The sequence below is a fragment of the Nocardia sp. NPDC003269 genome (assembly GCF_042888005.1).
Lineage (GTDB): Bacteria > Actinomycetota > Actinomycetes > Mycobacteriales > Mycobacteriaceae > Nocardia.
In genome coordinates this window covers 149,085-164,239 of sequence record NZ_JBIAPA010000002.1, presented here as the reverse complement: position 1 = coordinate 164,239, position 15,155 = coordinate 149,085, and the positions used below count along the sequence as shown (strand labels likewise).

Sequence of the window (15,155 nt, the reverse complement as noted above, 5' to 3'; positions counted from 1 at the left end):
GCCCGGTGGCAGCCACCGAACCGGGCTGGATCCGCAGACTCTGGCGCCTGAGCCTGGATCATCCCCGGCTGCTCACGGGCATCACCGCCGCGGTGCTGGCCGGTGCGGTCGTCTCGATCGCCGCACCGCTGGCGACCAAGCGCGCCGTCGACGCGGCGGTCGCGGGCGATACCTCGGTCATCGGCAGTGCCGCGGCGCTGCTCGCCCTGCTCGCGGTCGGCCGGTTCGTCGCCACCTTCGCGCGCAGGCTCTGGGCGGGCAAGCTGTCGCTCGAGGTGCAGCACAGCCTGCGGGTGTCGCTGCTGGCCGCGCTGCAACGGCTCGACGGCGCGGGTCAGGACGCGATCCGCACCGGCCAGGTGGTGTCGCGCTCGATCACCGATCTCCAGCTGGTGCAGGGCCTGCTGGCGATGGTCCCGTGGTCGGGTCTCGCGGTCTTGCAGTTCGTGCTCTCGGCCGTGGTGATGGTGTGGCTGAGCCCGCCGCTGGCCCTGGCCGCGCTGCTGGTCGCGCCCGCGATGGCGGTGATCGTGCTGCGGGTGCGGCCCCGGCTGTACGCGGCGACCTGGTCGGCCCAGCAGCGCGCCGCCGACCTCGCCGAACACGTCGAGCAGACCGTCACCGGGGTGCGGGTGGTGAAGGGCTTCGGGCAGGAGGCCCGGATGGTCGACGTGCTCGAGGAGCACGGCCGCCGCCTGTTCGCCGAACGCCTGCGCGCCGCCCGGATCAATGCCGGGTTCGCGCCGGTGGTCTCGGCGCTGCCGCAGGCGGGGCTGGTCGCGGTGATCATCGTCGGCGGTGTGCTGGCCAGGCACGGCGCGATCGGCGTCGGCACCTTCCTGGCGTTCACCGCCTACCTGGCCACCATGACGTCCTCGGCGCGCACGATCACCTCGGTGGTGATCATGGGTCAGCTCACCGAGGCCGCCGTCGACCGGGTCTTCCAGGTCATCGACGCCGCGCCGGTGCTGGTCGACCCCGACAAGCCGGTCGCCCTGCCGCCCGGCCCGCTCGGCATCGAATTCGACGCGGTGAGCTTCGGCTTCGCGGCCGACCAACCGGTGCTCCACGCATTGGACCTCACCGTGCGGCCGGGCGAGACGGTCGCCGTCATCGGTCCGGCCGGATCGGGCAAGTCGACGCTGTCGCTGCTGCTGCCCCGCTTCTACGCGCCCGACGCGGGCCGGATCAGCCTGGTCGGCACCGATGGCACCCGGGTCGACCTGGCCGAGCTGCGCGCCGACGAACTGCGCGGCGCGCTCGGCGTGGTCTTCGACGATCCGTTCCTGTTCTCCGACACCATCGCCGCCAATATCGCCCTCGGCCGCCCCGAGGCCACCGACGCCGAGATCAGGGCCGCCGCGACGGCCGCCGCCGCCGACGAGTTCATCGCCGAACTCCCCGACGGCTACGACACTGTCATCGGCGAGCGCGGCCTCACCCTGTCCGGCGGGCAGCGCCAGCGCATCGCCCTGGCCAGGGCCCTGCTCACCCGGCCCCGCGTGCTGGTGCTCGACGACGCCACCTCCGCGGTCGACGCCGTCACCGAGGCGGAGATCTTCCGCAGGCTGCCCGATCCCGGCGGCCGGACGACGCTGATTCTGGCCCACCGCGAGTCCACCCTGGCCCAGGCCGACCGGGTCATCCGGCTGCCCGCGCCGCTGGGCGCTGCCCTGCCCACCGCACCCGCCCCCACCACGAACCGCCCCGACGGCGGCCGCCCACGGTCGATGGCCGCGGCGGCCACCGACCTCAGCGAGACACCCGAGCTGCGCGCCGCCGTCGACGCGCTGCCCCCGGCCACCGAGCACCCCGGCCTGCCCGGCGACCTGCGCGCACCGCAACCCGACTTCGGCTTGCGCGCGCTGCTGCGTCCGGTGCGCGGCCTGGTCTGCGCGGTGATGCTGCTGCTCACCGTCGACGCCCTGATCGGCGTCGCCTTCCCGCCGCTGGTCCGCTACGCCATCGACACCGGCGTCACCGCGGGCGACGGCACCGCGCTCGCGATCGCGGGCGTCGTCGGGATCGGGCTGGTGCTGACCGGGCTGATCGTCGGCGCCGCCGTCACCGTGCTCACCGCGCGCACCGGCGAACGCGTGCTGTTCGGCCTGCGGGTACGCAGCTACGCGCACCTACAGCGGCTCGGCCTCGACTACTACGAGCGCGAACTGTCCGGCCGGATCATGACCAGGATGACCACCGACGTCGACGCCCTCTCGACGTTCCTGCAAACTGGCGTCGCCACCGGCCTGGTCGGGCTGATCACCCTGGTCGGCGTCGCCGTCGGCCTGGTCTTGATCGACGCGGGGCTGGCGCTGATCGTGCTGGCCACGGTGCCGCCCATGCTGCTGGCCACGCTGGCGTTCCGCCGGGTGTCCTCCTCGGCCTACACCGTCTCCCGAGAGCGGGTGTCGGTGGTCAACGCCGATTTCCAGGAGAACATCGCGGGCCTGCGCGCGGTGCAGGCCGCGCGCAGCGAGCCCGGCGCCGCGCGCCGCTTCGCCGAGTACTCGCACCGCTACCGCGACGCTCGCGTCCGCGCCCAGCGCGCCATCGCCGCCTACTTCTCCTTCGGGCTGGCCTGGGCCGACCTCGCCCTGGCCGTCGTGGTGTACCTCGGCGCGAACGCGGTCGCCGAGGGCCGGACCACGACCGGCACGCTGGTCGCCTTCGTGCTGTATCTGGGCCTGCTGTTCGGCCCGATCCAGGAGCTGTCGCAGGTGTTCGACGGCTATCAGCAGGCCAGGGTCGGCCTGCGCCGGATCGGCGACCTGCTGCGCACCGAGTCCTCGATCGCGCCCGATCCGCCGGACGCGGTGCCCGTCGACCGGCTCGACGGCGCGATCGTCTTCGACGACGTGCGCTTCCGCTACCCCGGCGCCGCCGCCCCCGCGCTCGACGGCGTCTCCTTCACCGTCCCGGCGGGCTCGACGCTCGCGCTCGTCGGCGCGACCGGCGCGGGCAAGTCGACGATCGTGAAGCTGCTGGCCCGGCTCTACGACCTCCCGGCCGACCCCGCGGCGGGCTCGATCCGCGTCGACGGGGTCGATTTACGTAAATTTGTGCTCACCGACTTCCGCGGCCGGCTGGGAATTGTGCCCCAGGAAGCTCACCTGTTCACCGGCGACGTCGCGAGCAACATTGCATTCGGGCAACCTTTCGCCACGGCAGTGGACATCGGCACCGCGGCCGCCACCGTCGGCGCGGCGCGGATGATCGACGGATTGCCCCAGAAAATGAACCAACCGGTCGGTGAAAGAGGGCGCGGACTGTCCGCCGGACAGCGTCAGCTGATCGCCCTCGCACGGGCCGAACTGGTCGATCCCGACCTGCTCCTGCTCGACGAGGCGACCTCCACCCTGGATCCGGCGACCGAGGCATCGGTGCTGGTAGCGAGCCGATCGCTGGCGCGCGGCCGGACCACCGTCGTGGTCGCGCACCGGCTGGCCACCGCGGCGCGGGCCGACCTCGTCGGCGTGGTCGAGCACGGCCGGGTCGTCGAATTCGGCACACCGCAGGAACTGCTGGCCCGGGGCGGACGTTACGCGCGACTCTGGGCGGCGGGTGCCGAAGCCGAGGGAATACTGTCGGCGCGTGACCGGTAGCACCCGGGGAGATCGGGTCAGTCGCAACACGGGTATGCCGCTGGGCATATGCTCGGTGAGGGCGCATCGGCAGCCATCCGCTGATACCCCTGCCGGGCACGTCACAAACGTCGCAGCGCGAAGAACGAAATGAGGCGAACACCAGCTGTGAGCAGCTCAACTTCCCAGTTCGGACAGAACCAGTGGCTAGTCGACGAGATGTATCAAAAGTTCAAACAGGACCCATCCTCGGTCGACGCCAGTTGGCACGAGTTCCTCGCGGATTACACTCCGGAGGTCGGCACCGAATCCGGTAACAGCCAGGCTCCGGCTCCCGCCGCCGCTGCGACACCCCCGCCGGCCGCCGCTCCCGCCGCGGCTCCCGCGCCCGCCGCCGCCAAGCCCGCCGTGGCGCCCCCGCCGCCGGCTCCGGCGCCGGCCCCCAAGCCCGCTCCCGCGACCGTGCGCGCACCGCAGACCACACCTGCCCCGGTGTCGAACGCACCGGCCACCGCCGCGCCCAAGGCCGCCGCCGTCGCCGACGAGACCAAGGTGCTGCGCGGCCCGGCCGCCGCCATCGCGAAGAACATGTCGGCCTCGCTGACGATCCCCACCGCGACCTCGGTGCGCGCGATCCCGGCCAAGCTGATGATCGACAACCGCCTGGTGATCAACAACCACCTGGCCCGCACCCGCGGCGGCAAGATCTCCTTCACCCACCTGCTCGGCTACGCGATCGTGCAGGCGGTCAAGGCCTTCCCGAACCTGAACCGGCACTTCGCCGAGATCGACGGGAAGCCGAACTCGGTCACCCCGGCGCACACCAACCTGGGCCTGGCGATCGATCTCGTCGGCAAGGACGGCAACCGCTCGCTGGCCGTCGCGGCCATCAAGGGCACCGAGGACATGAGCTTCGGCCAGTTCCACACCGCCTACGAGGACGTCGTCCGCCGGGCCCGCGAGGGCAAGCTCACCACCGACGACTTCGCCGGCGTCACCATCTCGCTGACCAACCCGGGCACCATCGGCACCGTGCACTCGGTGCCGCGGCTGATGCCGGGCCAGGGCGCGATCATCGGCGCGGGCGCGATGGAGTACCCGGCCGAGTTCCAGGGCATGAGCGACGAGCGGATCGCCGATATCGGCGTCGGCAAGCTGATGACGCTGACCTCGACCTACGACCACCGCATCATCCAGGGCGCCGAGTCCGGCGACTTCCTGCGCACCATCCACAACCTGCTGATCTCCGACGAGTTCTACGACGAGATCTTCCACGGCCTGGGCGTGCCGTACGAGCCGGTCCGCTGGCGCAAGGACATCAGCGAGCGCGGCGTCGACAAGAGCGCCCGCGTGCTCGAGATGATCGCGGCCTACCGCAACCGCGGTCACCTGATGGCCGACACCGACCCGCTGCGCCTGGTCAAGGACAAGTTCCGCAGCCACCCCGACCTCGATGTCACCGAGCACGGGCTCACCCTGTGGGACCTCGACCGCACCTTCAACGTCGCCGGCTTCCACGGCCAGGAGCGGATGAAGCTGCGCGACGTGCTGTCGATCCTGCGCGACGCCTACTGCCGCCACGTCGGTGTGGAATACACCCACATCCTCGAGACCGATCAGCTCAAGTGGATCCAGGAGCGGGTCGAGCAGAAGCACGTCAAGCCGACGGTCGCCCAGCAGAAGTACATCCTGAACCGCCTCAACGCCGCCGAGGCGTTCGAGACGTTCCTGCAGACCAAGTACGTCGGTCAGAAGCGCTTCTCGCTCGAGGGCGCCGAGGCCGTCATCCCGATGATGGACGCCACCATCGACCAGTGCGCCGAGCACGCGCTCGACGAGGTCGTCATCGGCATGCCGCACCGCGGCCGCCTCAACGTGCTGGCCAACATCGTCGGCAAGCCGTACTCGAAGATCTTCACCGAGTTCGAGGGCAACATGAACCCGGCGGCCACCCACGGCTCCGGCGACGTGAAGTACCACCTCGGCGCGCAGGGCCAGTACCTGCAGATGTTCGGCGACAACGAGATCGAGGTGTCGCTCACCGCGAACCCCTCGCACCTGGAGGCGGTCGACCCCGTCCTCGAGGGCCTCGTGCGCGCCAAGCAGGACCTGCTGAACAAGGGCGACGGCCCCGAGGGCTTCTCGGTCATGCCGCTGATGCTGCACGGTGACGCCGCGTTCGCCGGTCAGGGCGTGGTCGCCGAGACGCTGAACCTGGGTGGCCTGCGCGGCTACCGCGTCGGCGGCACCATCCACATCGTGGTGAACAACCAGATCGGCTTCACCACCGCGCCGGAGAACAGCCGCTCCACCGAGTACTCCACCGACATCGCGAAGTTCATCGGCGCGCCGATCTTCCACGTCAACGGTGACGACCCGGAGGCCTGCGACTGGGTCGCGCGCCTCGCGGTCGACTTCCGGCAGAAGTTCCGCAAGGACGTCGTCATCGACCTCGTCTGCTACCGCCGCCGCGGGCACAACGAGGGCGACGACCCCTCGATGACCCAGCCGGAGATGTACGACGTCATCGACACCAAGCGTTCGGTCCGCAAGGCCTACACCGAATCGCTGATCGGTCGTGGCGACATCTCCATGAAGGAGGCCGAGGACGCGCTGCGTGACTACCAGGGTCAGCTGGAGCGCGTGTTCAACGAGGTCCGCGAGCTGGAGAAGTACGTTCCGGAGCCGTCGGAGTCCGTCGAGGACGACCAGAAGGTGCCCGCGACCGTGCAGACCGCGGTCGACAAGTCGGTCCTGCAGCGCATCGGCGACGCGTTCAACACCCCGCCGGACGGCTTCAACGTGCACCCGCGCGTCAAGCCGGTGCTGGAGAAGCGCCGCGAGATGGCCTACGAGGGCAAGGTCGACTGGGCCTTCGCCGAGCTGCTGGCCTTCGGCACGCTGATCGACCAGGGCCACGACGTGCGCCTGACCGGTCAGGACTCGCGCCGCGGCACCTTCACCCAGCGGCACGCGGTCATCATCGACCGCCTCAACGCCGACGAGTACACCCCGCTGCACAACATCGGTTCGGACAAGCCGGGCTGGTTCGCGGTGCACGACTCGGCGCTGAGCGAATACGCCGCCGTCGGCTTCGAATACGGCTACTCGCTGGGCAACCCGAACGCCCTGGTGCTGTGGGAAGCCCAGTTCGGTGACTTCGTCAACGGCGCGCAGTCGATCATCGACGAGTTCATCTCCTCCGGTGAGGCCAAGTGGGGCCAGCTCTCCGACGTGGTGCTGCTGCTGCCGCACGGCCACGAGGGCCAGGGTCCCGACCACACCTCGGGCCGCATCGAGCGCTTCCTGCAGCTGTGCGCGGAGGGCTCGATGACCGTCGCGGTGCCGTCCACCCCGGCGAACTACTTCCACCTGCTGCGCCGCCACGCGCTCGACGGCATCCGTCGTCCGCTGATCGTCTTCACCCCGAAGTCGATGCTGCGCAACAAGGCCGTGGTCTCCGACATCAAGGACTTCACCGAGTCGAAGTTCCGCTCGGTGTTCGACGAGCCCACCTACGAGCAGGGCGTCGGCGACACCACCAAGGTCAAGCGCATCCTGCTGACCTCGGGCAAGCTCTACTACGAGCTGGCCGCCGAGAAGGCGAAGCAGAAGCGCGAGGACGTGGCCATCGTCCGGATCGAACAGCTGTACCCGATCCCGACGTACCGCCTCAACGAGGCACTGGCCAAGTACCCCAACGCGACCGACATCGTCTGGGTCCAGGAGGAGCCGGCCAACCAGGGCGCCTGGCCGTTCTTCGGCCTCAACCTCCCCGAGGTCCTCCCCGAGCGCCTCGGCAAGCTCCGCCGCATCTCGCGCCGCGCCATGTCGGCCCCGTCCTCGGGCTCGTCGAAGGTGCACGCCGTGGAACAGGCCGAGATCATCGCCGAGGCCTTCGAGCCGACCGCGTAGTTCCTCGCACACAACGGCCGACGCCGGGTGGATCCACACGATCCGCCCGGCGTCGGCCGTTTCCACACCGGTCCGGGTAGATCTCAGCTCCTCACGCGGCCCGGTAGTATGCCATCGACGAATCATCTTGGGGGGAGAGTTATTTCGTGATGCTCGATGCGAATTCCGCCTTCCGCCAGTGGGAGCTGCGGTGAACGACTTCTCGGTCCAATTGGGTAGCCTCGCCGGATTCCGGCTGGACCTGGAAGACCTCGGCACCAACTTCTCGTCGAATGCCTCGCGCCTGCTGTCGGCTTTCTCGATCCCCGCCGGTACCACCGGACTGCTGTCCACCCTGGCGCCGTCGTTCGAGAAATTGCAGACCACCTTGTCGTCATCCCACGGACAGGATCTGTCGAGCCTGAGCACCTTCGGCTCCGCTCTCGCCACGGCCGGAACCCAGTACCTGACAACGGACAACTCCTCGGCGCAGGCGATTTCCGCGGTGAGTGCAGATGAGGCGGTGAGCGTCTCGGGCGACCCCGGGGCGGTGAACAGATTCGCCGGACTGCAACTGCCGACGCTCACGGCGACCGATGATGCCCAGTTTCACCGGAGAGGTTTTGTGACGACACGAAGTCGTTGATGCTGGATCGGGACGGCGGCCGAGGCTTTCGCGTCGAGTGCGACCACCCTCGGGCAGGCGATCTCGACGCGCAGTGACGACCTGGACGCGACGTCGAAGATCGTCCGCAACGGCGGTGCCTACCTGGAGCGCCTGGTCTCCAACCAGGCGATAGGGCTCAGCAACGACCTCACACAGCCGATGACCTTTCTGGATATCACTCTCCCGCTGTCGCATTGGGCCCTGATGATCAACGGACCGATGCGCGAATCGTTCCGAACGGACATCGTTGCCGCCGTCGACGCGATGAAGACATCGGCGAACGCGAGACGAGATGCGATAGCCACGGCGGTGGAGCGAATCTCCCAGGCGATGGACTACTCGCCGGGTCGGGCGAGGCCGACCTACGATGCGGCCGAGTTCGAGATCCCGGACAAGGTGGCCGCCGACGTGGGTGTGCGGCGATACGGACTCGACAACAACGTGTGGTGGGAGAACAGCATTGCATCCGCCTGAAGACCGGGAACTGCCGAGCAACCGGGCGATCTACGGTTCGGACACCGGAGTCATGAGCAAGGCGGATCCCCGCATCGGAGTGACGAGGGAAATCACGCCCGCCGGCTGGATCGGCAACGTCGAAATCGGCGATGACGACGACCTGGCGAATGCCCTTGGGCACTTCGACGTCGCAGTGGGCACCGACACCACGGTCCACCAGGCCGAGGACGGCAGCCTCCGGGCGGAGATGGACTACCGGATATATGTCTACGACTACTACAACTTCGATCTCAAAGGCGATCACCTGATCAACATCAATCCCGCCAAGACCATCAACAACGAAGCGCGGCAGCTGGAAGAGGCGGGGTGGGCGCGCGCATTCAAATCCAGGGGTGAATCCGCCCTGCAACACTGGAGCGGAACGCTGTGAGCCGGGTCGCGCATCAGCGCAGCTACTCGGGCGGCTTGGCCTGCCTGCTGGTCGGGCTGGTCGTCGGCTGTTCCAGCGGTGACTCCGATGACTTGAAAAGCCTGGCGTCCTGCGGAGAGTTCGTGTTCCCGGAGGACGCGAAAGTGGTCTGGTTCCACGAGAACGCGACCTTTGGTGACACGCTCCTGGATGCGGTTGTCGAGATATCCAGGAGCGAGGTCCCGGAATTCAAACAGCGGTCGCAGCTGAACAAGTTCGAACCTGGCGTCCCCAAGTATTGGCGCCAAACCTGGAGCGACATCGGCCAGGCGCAGCTGCTGGCGAATGACGCCGGGAACGAACACCTGGTGGAGCTGAACCAGAGCCCGACCAGATGGGTCGTGGTCCATGATTCCGGCCAGACGAGGCAGCTCTTCATCAGGGTCGGATGCTGAGCAGTCGGCCGGGATCGATCCCGTAATCGATGCCGACAGGGGCGGATCCGGGTGGATCCGCCCCTTCGGCGTTTCGGCTAGCCGTTGAGAGTGATCCAGGCCTTGCCCGAGAGCTGTTCCAGATCATGGTGATTGGGATAGGTGTCGGTGGTCGCCACGATGCTCGCTTCGACGCGGCCGACACCGGGGCCCATGCCCATGCCGGTGATCACGCCGTCGGGGGCGTGTTCGAGGACGCCGTTGCTGTCGACCTTGTGGGATTGGGCGTTCGCGACACCGGTGTCGAGGTTCTTCCACCGCACCGAGACGCGATACACCTCGCAGTTCTGCCCGGTCTGGACGATTTTCACGCGGACGCCGAGCTGCCCGGCCTGCGGCTGCGGGACCGTCTCGGCGTTGATGATGGCCGCGCAGCCGTTCCCCGGAAGCCTGGCGAGGGTCGGGTTGAACTGGACGACCTGGTCCGACGGCAGGGCCGCCGCCGGACCACTGAACCCGACGAGCGCGGCAACGGCCGCTGCGGCGGCCACCCCGACCCGAACCGAAACCCGTTGACCTTGTGTGCTTTTCAGACTCATGCAACGGATTTCGCGACTCGCCCATAGTTCGTTACCCATCGTAATGGTCTCGATATGGCAACGGCGCCGCTGCCGGTGGTCAGCCCGCGTTGCGGGTGCAGACCACGTCGATGACCTGGGTGCCGCTGAGGTCCGAGGAGCCGAAGTTGGCCAGCCGGGCGATCGGGACACCGTCGGACAGGCGGTCGATGGCCTTGCGGATGGCCTCGCTGCGGTTGGGGGCCGAGGCGGCCGCGACCCAGCCCTCTTCGTTCCACACCAGCGCGCCGCACCCGTTGGCCCAGGTGGTCATCACCCCGCAGTCCTCGCCGCCCGCGGCGACGCAACTGTCGATCACGGCGGCCCGGGCGCCCTCCGCGCTGTCCCAGTTCGCCGCGGACCAGCTCTCCCACTTCTGCGAGCTGAACCCGATCGCGCCGAACAGATCGCCCGCCGCGTTCGCCGAACCGGCACCAAGTACCGACCCGGCCGCAAGACCCAACGCCGCGACGGCGACGCCGGCCTTACCCATGAAACTCATCGAAAGATCCCCTCGTGGAATGGATTCCGAAATTCGGAACCGTGCAGCTAAGCACACAACCCCACCAGTGGCCAATCCGGCGGTACGCCAGCCGGCGGCGGCCCACAGAGTTCTCTCAGTGGTACGCCAGTGCCGCATCACGCCGTCCGGGTAGTGTCCGCCACGAAGGACTGGGACAGGAGCGGGCATGACGAGCGGACGGAACGGATACCTGCTGGTCGGCGGGATCGCGTCGGTCGGGGCGGGAGCGGTGCACTTCCTGGCCGCGGGGATGCACACCGAACACGCCACGCTGGCGCGGTTGATGGTGGTGCTGGCCGCGCTCCAGTGCGCGACCGGCGTGGCGGTGCTGCTCAGCGCGCGCAAGCCCGTCGTGGCGGCGATGCTGGCGGTGAACGGCTTCGCGGCGGCGGTGTGGGCGTTCACGCGGTTCGCCGATATTCCCTGGATCACCGGGCTGACCGCGGAGGCGCCACAGGTGGCCGACACCGTGTGCGCGGCGCTGGGCGCGCTGGCCGTGCTCGCCGGCGCCGTCGGCCTGCTCCGCCCCACCGCCACCCTGCCCCCACTGAGGTCGGGGATCGCCGCGAGCGCGGTGGGTGTCCTCGCGCTCGCGGCGATGCTCAACGGTGTCGGCCACGTGCACAGTCACGGCGACACCGGCGGCGAGCACACCCACGCCGCGGGCGAGGAGCACGGCGATCACGACACCGGCACCGCCTGGCCGCGCCCGTTCGACCCCACCCAGCCGATCGACCTGTCCGGCGTGCCCGGGGTGACCGCCGACCAGCAGCTGCGCGCCACCAACCTGATCCGCAGCACCCTCGACGGCCTGCCCGCCTTCGCCGACGTCACGACCGTCGGCGCGCTGGGCTACCGCTCGATCGGCGACTCCGCCACCGGCTACGAGCACTACATCAACACCGGCTACATCCGCGACGGCAACTTCCTCGACGCGGCCCACCCGGAGTCGCTGGTCTACCGGGTCGACGGCCAGAACCGCACCCTGGTCTCGGCCATGTACATCGCCAACGGCAAGAAGATCGACGACCCGGCGCTGACCGAGTTCGGCGGTTCGCTGATGCAGTGGCACGTGCACGACAACCTGTGCTGGAAGGCGGGCGACAACGGCCCCGTCGTCGCCGGTGTCACCGACGCCGCGGGCAACTGCCCGCCCAACTCGATCAATCCCGGTGCGGGCAATCCGATGGTGCACGTGTGGATCGCCCCGCACCAGTGCGGTCCGTTCGCCGCGCTCGAGGGCCACGGCGCGGGCCAGGCGAGCGCCACCGACGGCCGCCGGACCGACACCTGCGGTGGTCACGACCACGGTGGTGGGCACAAGTAGAGCGGGTCGGCGCTCAGCTCGGCCGCACCCAGCGACGCAACGCGTCGATCGTCGTCTCCGGAGACGTGTTGAAGCAGAACCGGATTCCCGGGGCGAGCTCGGCGGCGACATTGATCAGCCGCTCGAACAGCAGGGTGTGCTCGGGCGCCATCCGCACCCCGGCGCCGACCATCGCCACGCCGAAGTCCCCGCCCGCCACGCATTCGCGCACAACCGACTCGGCGGCATCCGGGTCGGCGGGCACCTGGCAGCTCACGAGGTCGAATCCGGCGTCCCGCAGCGCCGCCTCGCCCGCCGCGATCCGCGCGGTGAGCGTCGCTTGATCGAGCCCCGGGTAGCGGGTGTAGTCGACGGCGCCGGGATGCAGGCCGATCGACAGGACAGTTTCGGAATGGTGTTGCGCCACCGCGTTCTCCGTTCTCAGCAGATATCCGATGATGCCCAGCCCGGCGAGCACAGCCGCCAGCAGGGCACCGGTTCTCACCACGGCGTGATGCCCGTCCGGTCGAAGAAGCCGCCGGTGACGCCGTCGCGCGCCACCGAGGCCAGTTCGACGATGGCGTCGGTGCCCTCGGTGAGGGTCTGGAACCCACTGTGCCCGTTGAGGTCGGTCGCGGTGTAGCCGGGATTCACGGCATTGACGCGCATGCCGGTCAGGTCGGCGGCGTACATGGTGGTGATCATGTTCAGCGCGGCCTTGGTGGTCGGGTAGCCGAGCGCGGGCGGCAGCAGACCCGCCCACTGCGGGTCGGTGACGGTGGCAATCGAGCCGACCCCGCTGGAGACCATCACGATCCGCGGGTTCTCCGCGCGGCGCAGCAGCGGGAGGAAGGCATGGGTCACCCGGATCGGCCCGAACACATTGGTCTCGAACACTTCCCGCAGTTCGTCGGGACGGGTCTCGCCGGGCGCGGTGCGCGGGCCGCCGATGCCCGCGTTGTTGATCAGGACGTCCAGCCGGCCCTCCTCGGTTTCCACCGTGTCCGCGGCGGCGGATACCGAGTCGTCGGAGGTCACATCCAGCGCGACGAACCGGACGTCGAGCCCGGCCGCGACGAGTTCGGCGGCCGCCGCTTCGCCCCGGGCGGTGTCGCGCGCGGCCAGATAGACCTGCCAGCCCGACCCGGCCAGCCTGCGGACCGCCTCCAGGCCCAGTCCCTTGTTGGCCCCGGTGACCAGGGCGATCGTCTTCGTCATGCCTCCAGATTCGCGCGGCGACCGGCCGCGCTCCAGTGCCGGTGAGCCATAGGACGGGCGATACCAGGGCCTACGACGCCAGGACCGGCGACGCGGGTGGGATTCGCGGTACCACCCCACGCCCGAGGACCTGCGGCACCATGGAGAACGTGGACAGAGCGGAATTGGCGGCAGTCCTGCGCAGCGCGCGATCCCGGCTCACCCCGGCCGACGCGGGCCTGCCCGCCGGATCGCGCAGGCAGGTGCCCGGGTTGCGGCGCGAGGAGGTCGCGAGTCTGGCCGGGGTCAGCGTCGACTACATCGTCCGGCTCGAACAGGGGCGCGGCCCCAAACCGTCCAGCCAGGTGCTCGGCGCGCTGACCAGAGCCCTGCGACTGCCCGACGCCGACCGCGATCTCGTCTTCCGGCTCGCCGGTTCCGAACCGCCGCAGGCGGGCCGCATTCCGATGCTCATCCGCCCCAGCGTGCAACGTCTGCTCGACCGCCTCACCGATCTCCCGGTGATGGTGCTGTCCGCCAAATCCGATGTGCTGGCCTGGAACCCGCTGTCGGCCGCCCTGTTCGGCGACTTCTCCGCGTATCCGCCCGCGCAGCGCAATGTCTTGTGGCAGCGCTTCCTCGGGACGGCGCCGACGCGGATCGTCCTGTCGCCGGACCGCGCCGAGGACACGGCCGCCGCCTGCGTCGGCTCGCTGCGCGCCACCAAGGCCGACTACCCCGACGACCCGGACCTCACCCGGCTGATCACCGAACTACGCACCGGCAGCGAATATTTCGATCAGCTCTGGCGCACCGGGCGATCCGGCTCGCTCCATGCCCTCACCAAGACCATCATCCACCCGGACCTGGGCACCCTCACCCTCGACTGCGACACCATGCTCGTCCCCGACTCCGGCCAGACCATTCTCATCTACTCCGCCGCCCCCGGCACCCCCACCGCGTCCGCCCTGGAACTCCTCCGCGTGACCGGCCTCGAATCCTTCGCACCGACAGTCGAATAACCACTGGCCCGCGTTCCGTCCACCCGGCTACCGTGCGTTCCTCGACAAAGGAGGAACGATGCGCACGACGACCCTGTGGCGGCCGACCGGTCCCGAGGAGCTGGCCCTGGTCGCCGCCTCCGGGTGGCTGGCCTGGCCGCCCCGGTTGCCCGATCAGCCGATCTTCTACCCGGTCCTCGGCGAGGATTACGCGATCCTGATCGCCCGCGACTGGAACGTCCCCGCCTCCGGCGCGGGCTACGTGACACGCTTCGACGTCCGCACCGACTATCTCGACAACTATGAGGTGCGGCAGGCGGGTGGGCGCGACATCCTCGAATACTGGATTCCGGCCGAGGATCTCGCGGAGTTCAACCGCCAGATCGTCGGCACCATCGAGGTGGTCCGCCGGTTCCCCGACGACGCGCCGATCCCCGGCTGATGGCGCTCAGGCGGCTCCGGTGCGCTCGCTCGGGACCGCCGCCCGGATCGCCGCGACCGCGGCGGCCGGGTCGTCGGCCCAGAAGCCGATGGCGCGCACCGTCACCTCGCCCTGCGGTGTCGAGAAGCGCTGCGGCGCGGTGAGTTCCACGCGGACATTCGTCGAGCTGCCGACCGGGAGAACGAGCAGGTCGGAACCGACGAGCTGCACCGACTTCGAGTCGTCGTGGGCGCGGAGATCGCGGCGGACCGCGCCGACGAGGTGCAGCGGAATGTCGAAGCCGGTGCGGCGCAGGTAGCGCACGCGGAGCCGATCCGCGTCGAGCACGTGCGGGTACATGTGGTGCGCGGCCAGCATGCCGAGCATCCAGAACAGTCCCCAGACACCGAGCGCCAGCGCCACGATCCGCACCGGCGCCCACGGGATGATCAGGTGCACCGCCGGCACCTCCACCGCGCTGACCACGATGAACGCCCACAGCACGGCCGACATCGCCCCCGCGTAGCGAATCGGCGTTCCACCCGCGAGGTCGGGCCTGCGCGCGACAGCCCGCGCGAGGCTCACCCAGATGTCGATTTCGAGCTGGACGAATCGGCGTCCCAGCCGGATGGCGAGGTTCATGATG

The 15,155-nt window shown here is 69.4% G+C and carries 14 protein-coding genes; 9 read left to right on the top strand and 5 right to left on the bottom strand.

Annotation, left to right across the window (positions count from 1 at the left end):
• The first annotated feature begins 5 nt into the window (after positions 1-5).
• The 6 genes from ACFYWJ_RS11460 (at position 6) to ACFYWJ_RS11435 (ending at position 9,465) form a co-directional block, all read left to right on the top strand.
• On the top strand, positions 6-3,605 hold the full coding sequence (locus tag ACFYWJ_RS11460) for an ABC transporter ATP-binding protein (RefSeq protein WP_387163428.1): 3,600 nt from the start codon (positions 6-8) through the stop codon (positions 3,603-3,605).
• Between the two features lie 129 nt (positions 3,606-3,734).
• Positions 3,735-7,499 carry a multifunctional oxoglutarate decarboxylase/oxoglutarate dehydrogenase thiamine pyrophosphate-binding subunit/dihydrolipoyllysine-residue succinyltransferase subunit gene (locus ACFYWJ_RS11455; protein WP_355276256.1) on the top strand — a complete coding sequence of 1,255 codons (3,765 nt, stop codon included), beginning with the start codon at positions 3,735-3,737 and terminating at the stop codon, positions 7,497-7,499.
• A 190-nt stretch (positions 7,500-7,689) separates the two neighbouring features.
• Positions 7,690-8,124, top strand: coding sequence for a hypothetical protein (locus ACFYWJ_RS11450; RefSeq protein WP_355276258.1), 435 nt, complete (start codon positions 7,690-7,692; stop codon positions 8,122-8,124).
• A 180-nt stretch (positions 8,125-8,304) separates the two neighbouring features.
• The gene (locus ACFYWJ_RS11445; protein ID WP_355276260.1) at positions 8,305-8,619 is read left to right on the top strand and encodes a hypothetical protein; all 315 of its coding nucleotides are present in this window, start codon (positions 8,305-8,307) and stop codon (positions 8,617-8,619) included.
• Positions 8,620-8,671: 52 nt separating this feature from the next.
• Positions 8,672-9,031 carry a hypothetical protein gene (locus ACFYWJ_RS11440; protein WP_355276262.1) on the top strand — a complete coding sequence of 120 codons (360 nt, stop codon included), beginning with the start codon at positions 8,672-8,674 and terminating at the stop codon, positions 9,029-9,031.
• On the top strand, positions 9,028-9,465 hold the full coding sequence (locus ACFYWJ_RS11435; protein WP_355276264.1) for a hypothetical protein: 438 nt from the start codon (positions 9,028-9,030) through the stop codon (positions 9,463-9,465). Before ACFYWJ_RS11440 ends, ACFYWJ_RS11435 begins: the two co-directional genes overlap by 4 nt.
• 77 nt (positions 9,466-9,542) lie before the next feature.
• On the opposite strand, the gene ACFYWJ_RS11430 is transcribed toward ACFYWJ_RS11435, so the two are convergent.
• Together ACFYWJ_RS11430 and ACFYWJ_RS11425 are read right to left on the bottom strand one after the other, a co-directional pair.
• A complete protein-coding gene (locus ACFYWJ_RS11430) occupies positions 9,543-9,995 on the bottom strand; it encodes a hypothetical protein (RefSeq protein ID WP_355276266.1) in 453 nt (150 codons plus the stop codon).
• 127 nt (positions 9,996-10,122) lie between these two features.
• Positions 10,123-10,563, bottom strand: coding sequence for a DUF4189 domain-containing protein (locus ACFYWJ_RS11425; protein WP_355276268.1), 441 nt, complete (start codon positions 10,561-10,563; stop codon positions 10,123-10,125).
• Positions 10,564-10,750: 187 nt separating this feature from the next.
• On the opposite strand from ACFYWJ_RS11425, the gene ACFYWJ_RS11420 reads away from it, so the two are divergent.
• The gene (locus ACFYWJ_RS11420) at positions 10,751-11,911 is read left to right on the top strand and encodes a hypothetical protein (RefSeq protein ID WP_355276270.1); all 1,161 of its coding nucleotides are present in this window, start codon (positions 10,751-10,753) and stop codon (positions 11,909-11,911) included.
• Between the two features lie 13 nt (positions 11,912-11,924).
• Here the strand turns inward: ACFYWJ_RS11420 and ACFYWJ_RS11415 are convergent, their stop codons facing one another.
• Together ACFYWJ_RS11415 and ACFYWJ_RS11410 are read right to left on the bottom strand one after the other, a co-directional pair.
• Positions 11,925-12,395, bottom strand: a complete 471-nt coding sequence (locus ACFYWJ_RS11415) for a hypothetical protein (RefSeq protein WP_355276271.1) — start codon at positions 12,393-12,395, stop codon at positions 11,925-11,927.
• The gene (locus ACFYWJ_RS11410; protein WP_355276273.1) at positions 12,392-13,108 is read right to left on the bottom strand and encodes an SDR family NAD(P)-dependent oxidoreductase; all 717 of its coding nucleotides are present in this window, start codon (positions 13,106-13,108) and stop codon (positions 12,392-12,394) included. Before ACFYWJ_RS11410 ends, ACFYWJ_RS11415 begins: the two co-directional genes overlap by 4 nt.
• Before the next feature lie 140 nt (positions 13,109-13,248).
• Here ACFYWJ_RS11410 and ACFYWJ_RS11405 point away from each other — a divergent pair, with 140 nt between their 5' ends.
• Positions 13,249-14,109 (top strand): helix-turn-helix transcriptional regulator, encoded by an 861-nt coding sequence (locus tag ACFYWJ_RS11405; protein ID WP_355276275.1) that lies wholly within the window; start codon positions 13,249-13,251, stop codon positions 14,107-14,109.
• Positions 14,110-14,167: 58 nt separating this feature from the next.
• Complete coding sequence (locus ACFYWJ_RS11400; protein WP_355276277.1) at positions 14,168-14,530, top strand: ADP-ribosylation/crystallin J1; 363 nt, start codon at positions 14,168-14,170, stop codon at positions 14,528-14,530.
• Between the two features lie 6 nt (positions 14,531-14,536).
• Here the strand turns inward: ACFYWJ_RS11400 and ACFYWJ_RS11395 are convergent, their stop codons facing one another.
• Positions 14,537-15,151 carry a hypothetical protein gene (locus tag ACFYWJ_RS11395; RefSeq protein ID WP_355276278.1) on the bottom strand — a complete coding sequence of 205 codons (615 nt, stop codon included), beginning with the start codon at positions 15,149-15,151 and terminating at the stop codon, positions 14,537-14,539.
• Between the last annotated feature and the right edge of the window lie 4 nt (positions 15,152-15,155).

Bases quoted from the DNA above. Each gene is read 5' to 3' on its own strand.
- ACFYWJ_RS11455 (WP_355276256.1), top strand. From the start codon at position 3,735: ATGAGGCGAACACCAGCTGTGAGCAGCTCAACTTCCCAGTTCGGACAG.
- ACFYWJ_RS11445 (WP_355276260.1), top strand. From the start codon at position 8,305: ATGACCTTTCTGGATATCACTCTCCCGCTGTCGCATTGGGCCCTGATG.
- ACFYWJ_RS11440 (WP_355276262.1), top strand. From the start codon at position 8,672: ATGAGCAAGGCGGATCCCCGCATCGGAGTGACGAGGGAAATCACGCCC.
- ACFYWJ_RS11425 (WP_355276268.1), bottom strand. From the start codon at position 10,563: ATGAGTTTCATGGGTAAGGCCGGCGTCGCCGTCGCGGCGTTGGGTCTT.
- ACFYWJ_RS11420 (WP_355276270.1), top strand. From the start codon at position 10,751: ATGACGAGCGGACGGAACGGATACCTGCTGGTCGGCGGGATCGCGTCG.
- ACFYWJ_RS11410 (WP_355276273.1), bottom strand. From the start codon at position 13,108: ATGACGAAGACGATCGCCCTGGTCACCGGGGCCAACAAGGGACTGGGC.
- ACFYWJ_RS11405 (WP_355276275.1), top strand. From the start codon at position 13,249: ATGGAGAACGTGGACAGAGCGGAATTGGCGGCAGTCCTGCGCAGCGCG.
- ACFYWJ_RS11400 (WP_355276277.1), top strand. From the start codon at position 14,168: ATGCGCACGACGACCCTGTGGCGGCCGACCGGTCCCGAGGAGCTGGCC.
- ACFYWJ_RS11395 (WP_355276278.1), bottom strand. From the start codon at position 15,151: ATGAACCTCGCCATCCGGCTGGGACGCCGATTCGTCCAGCTCGAAATC.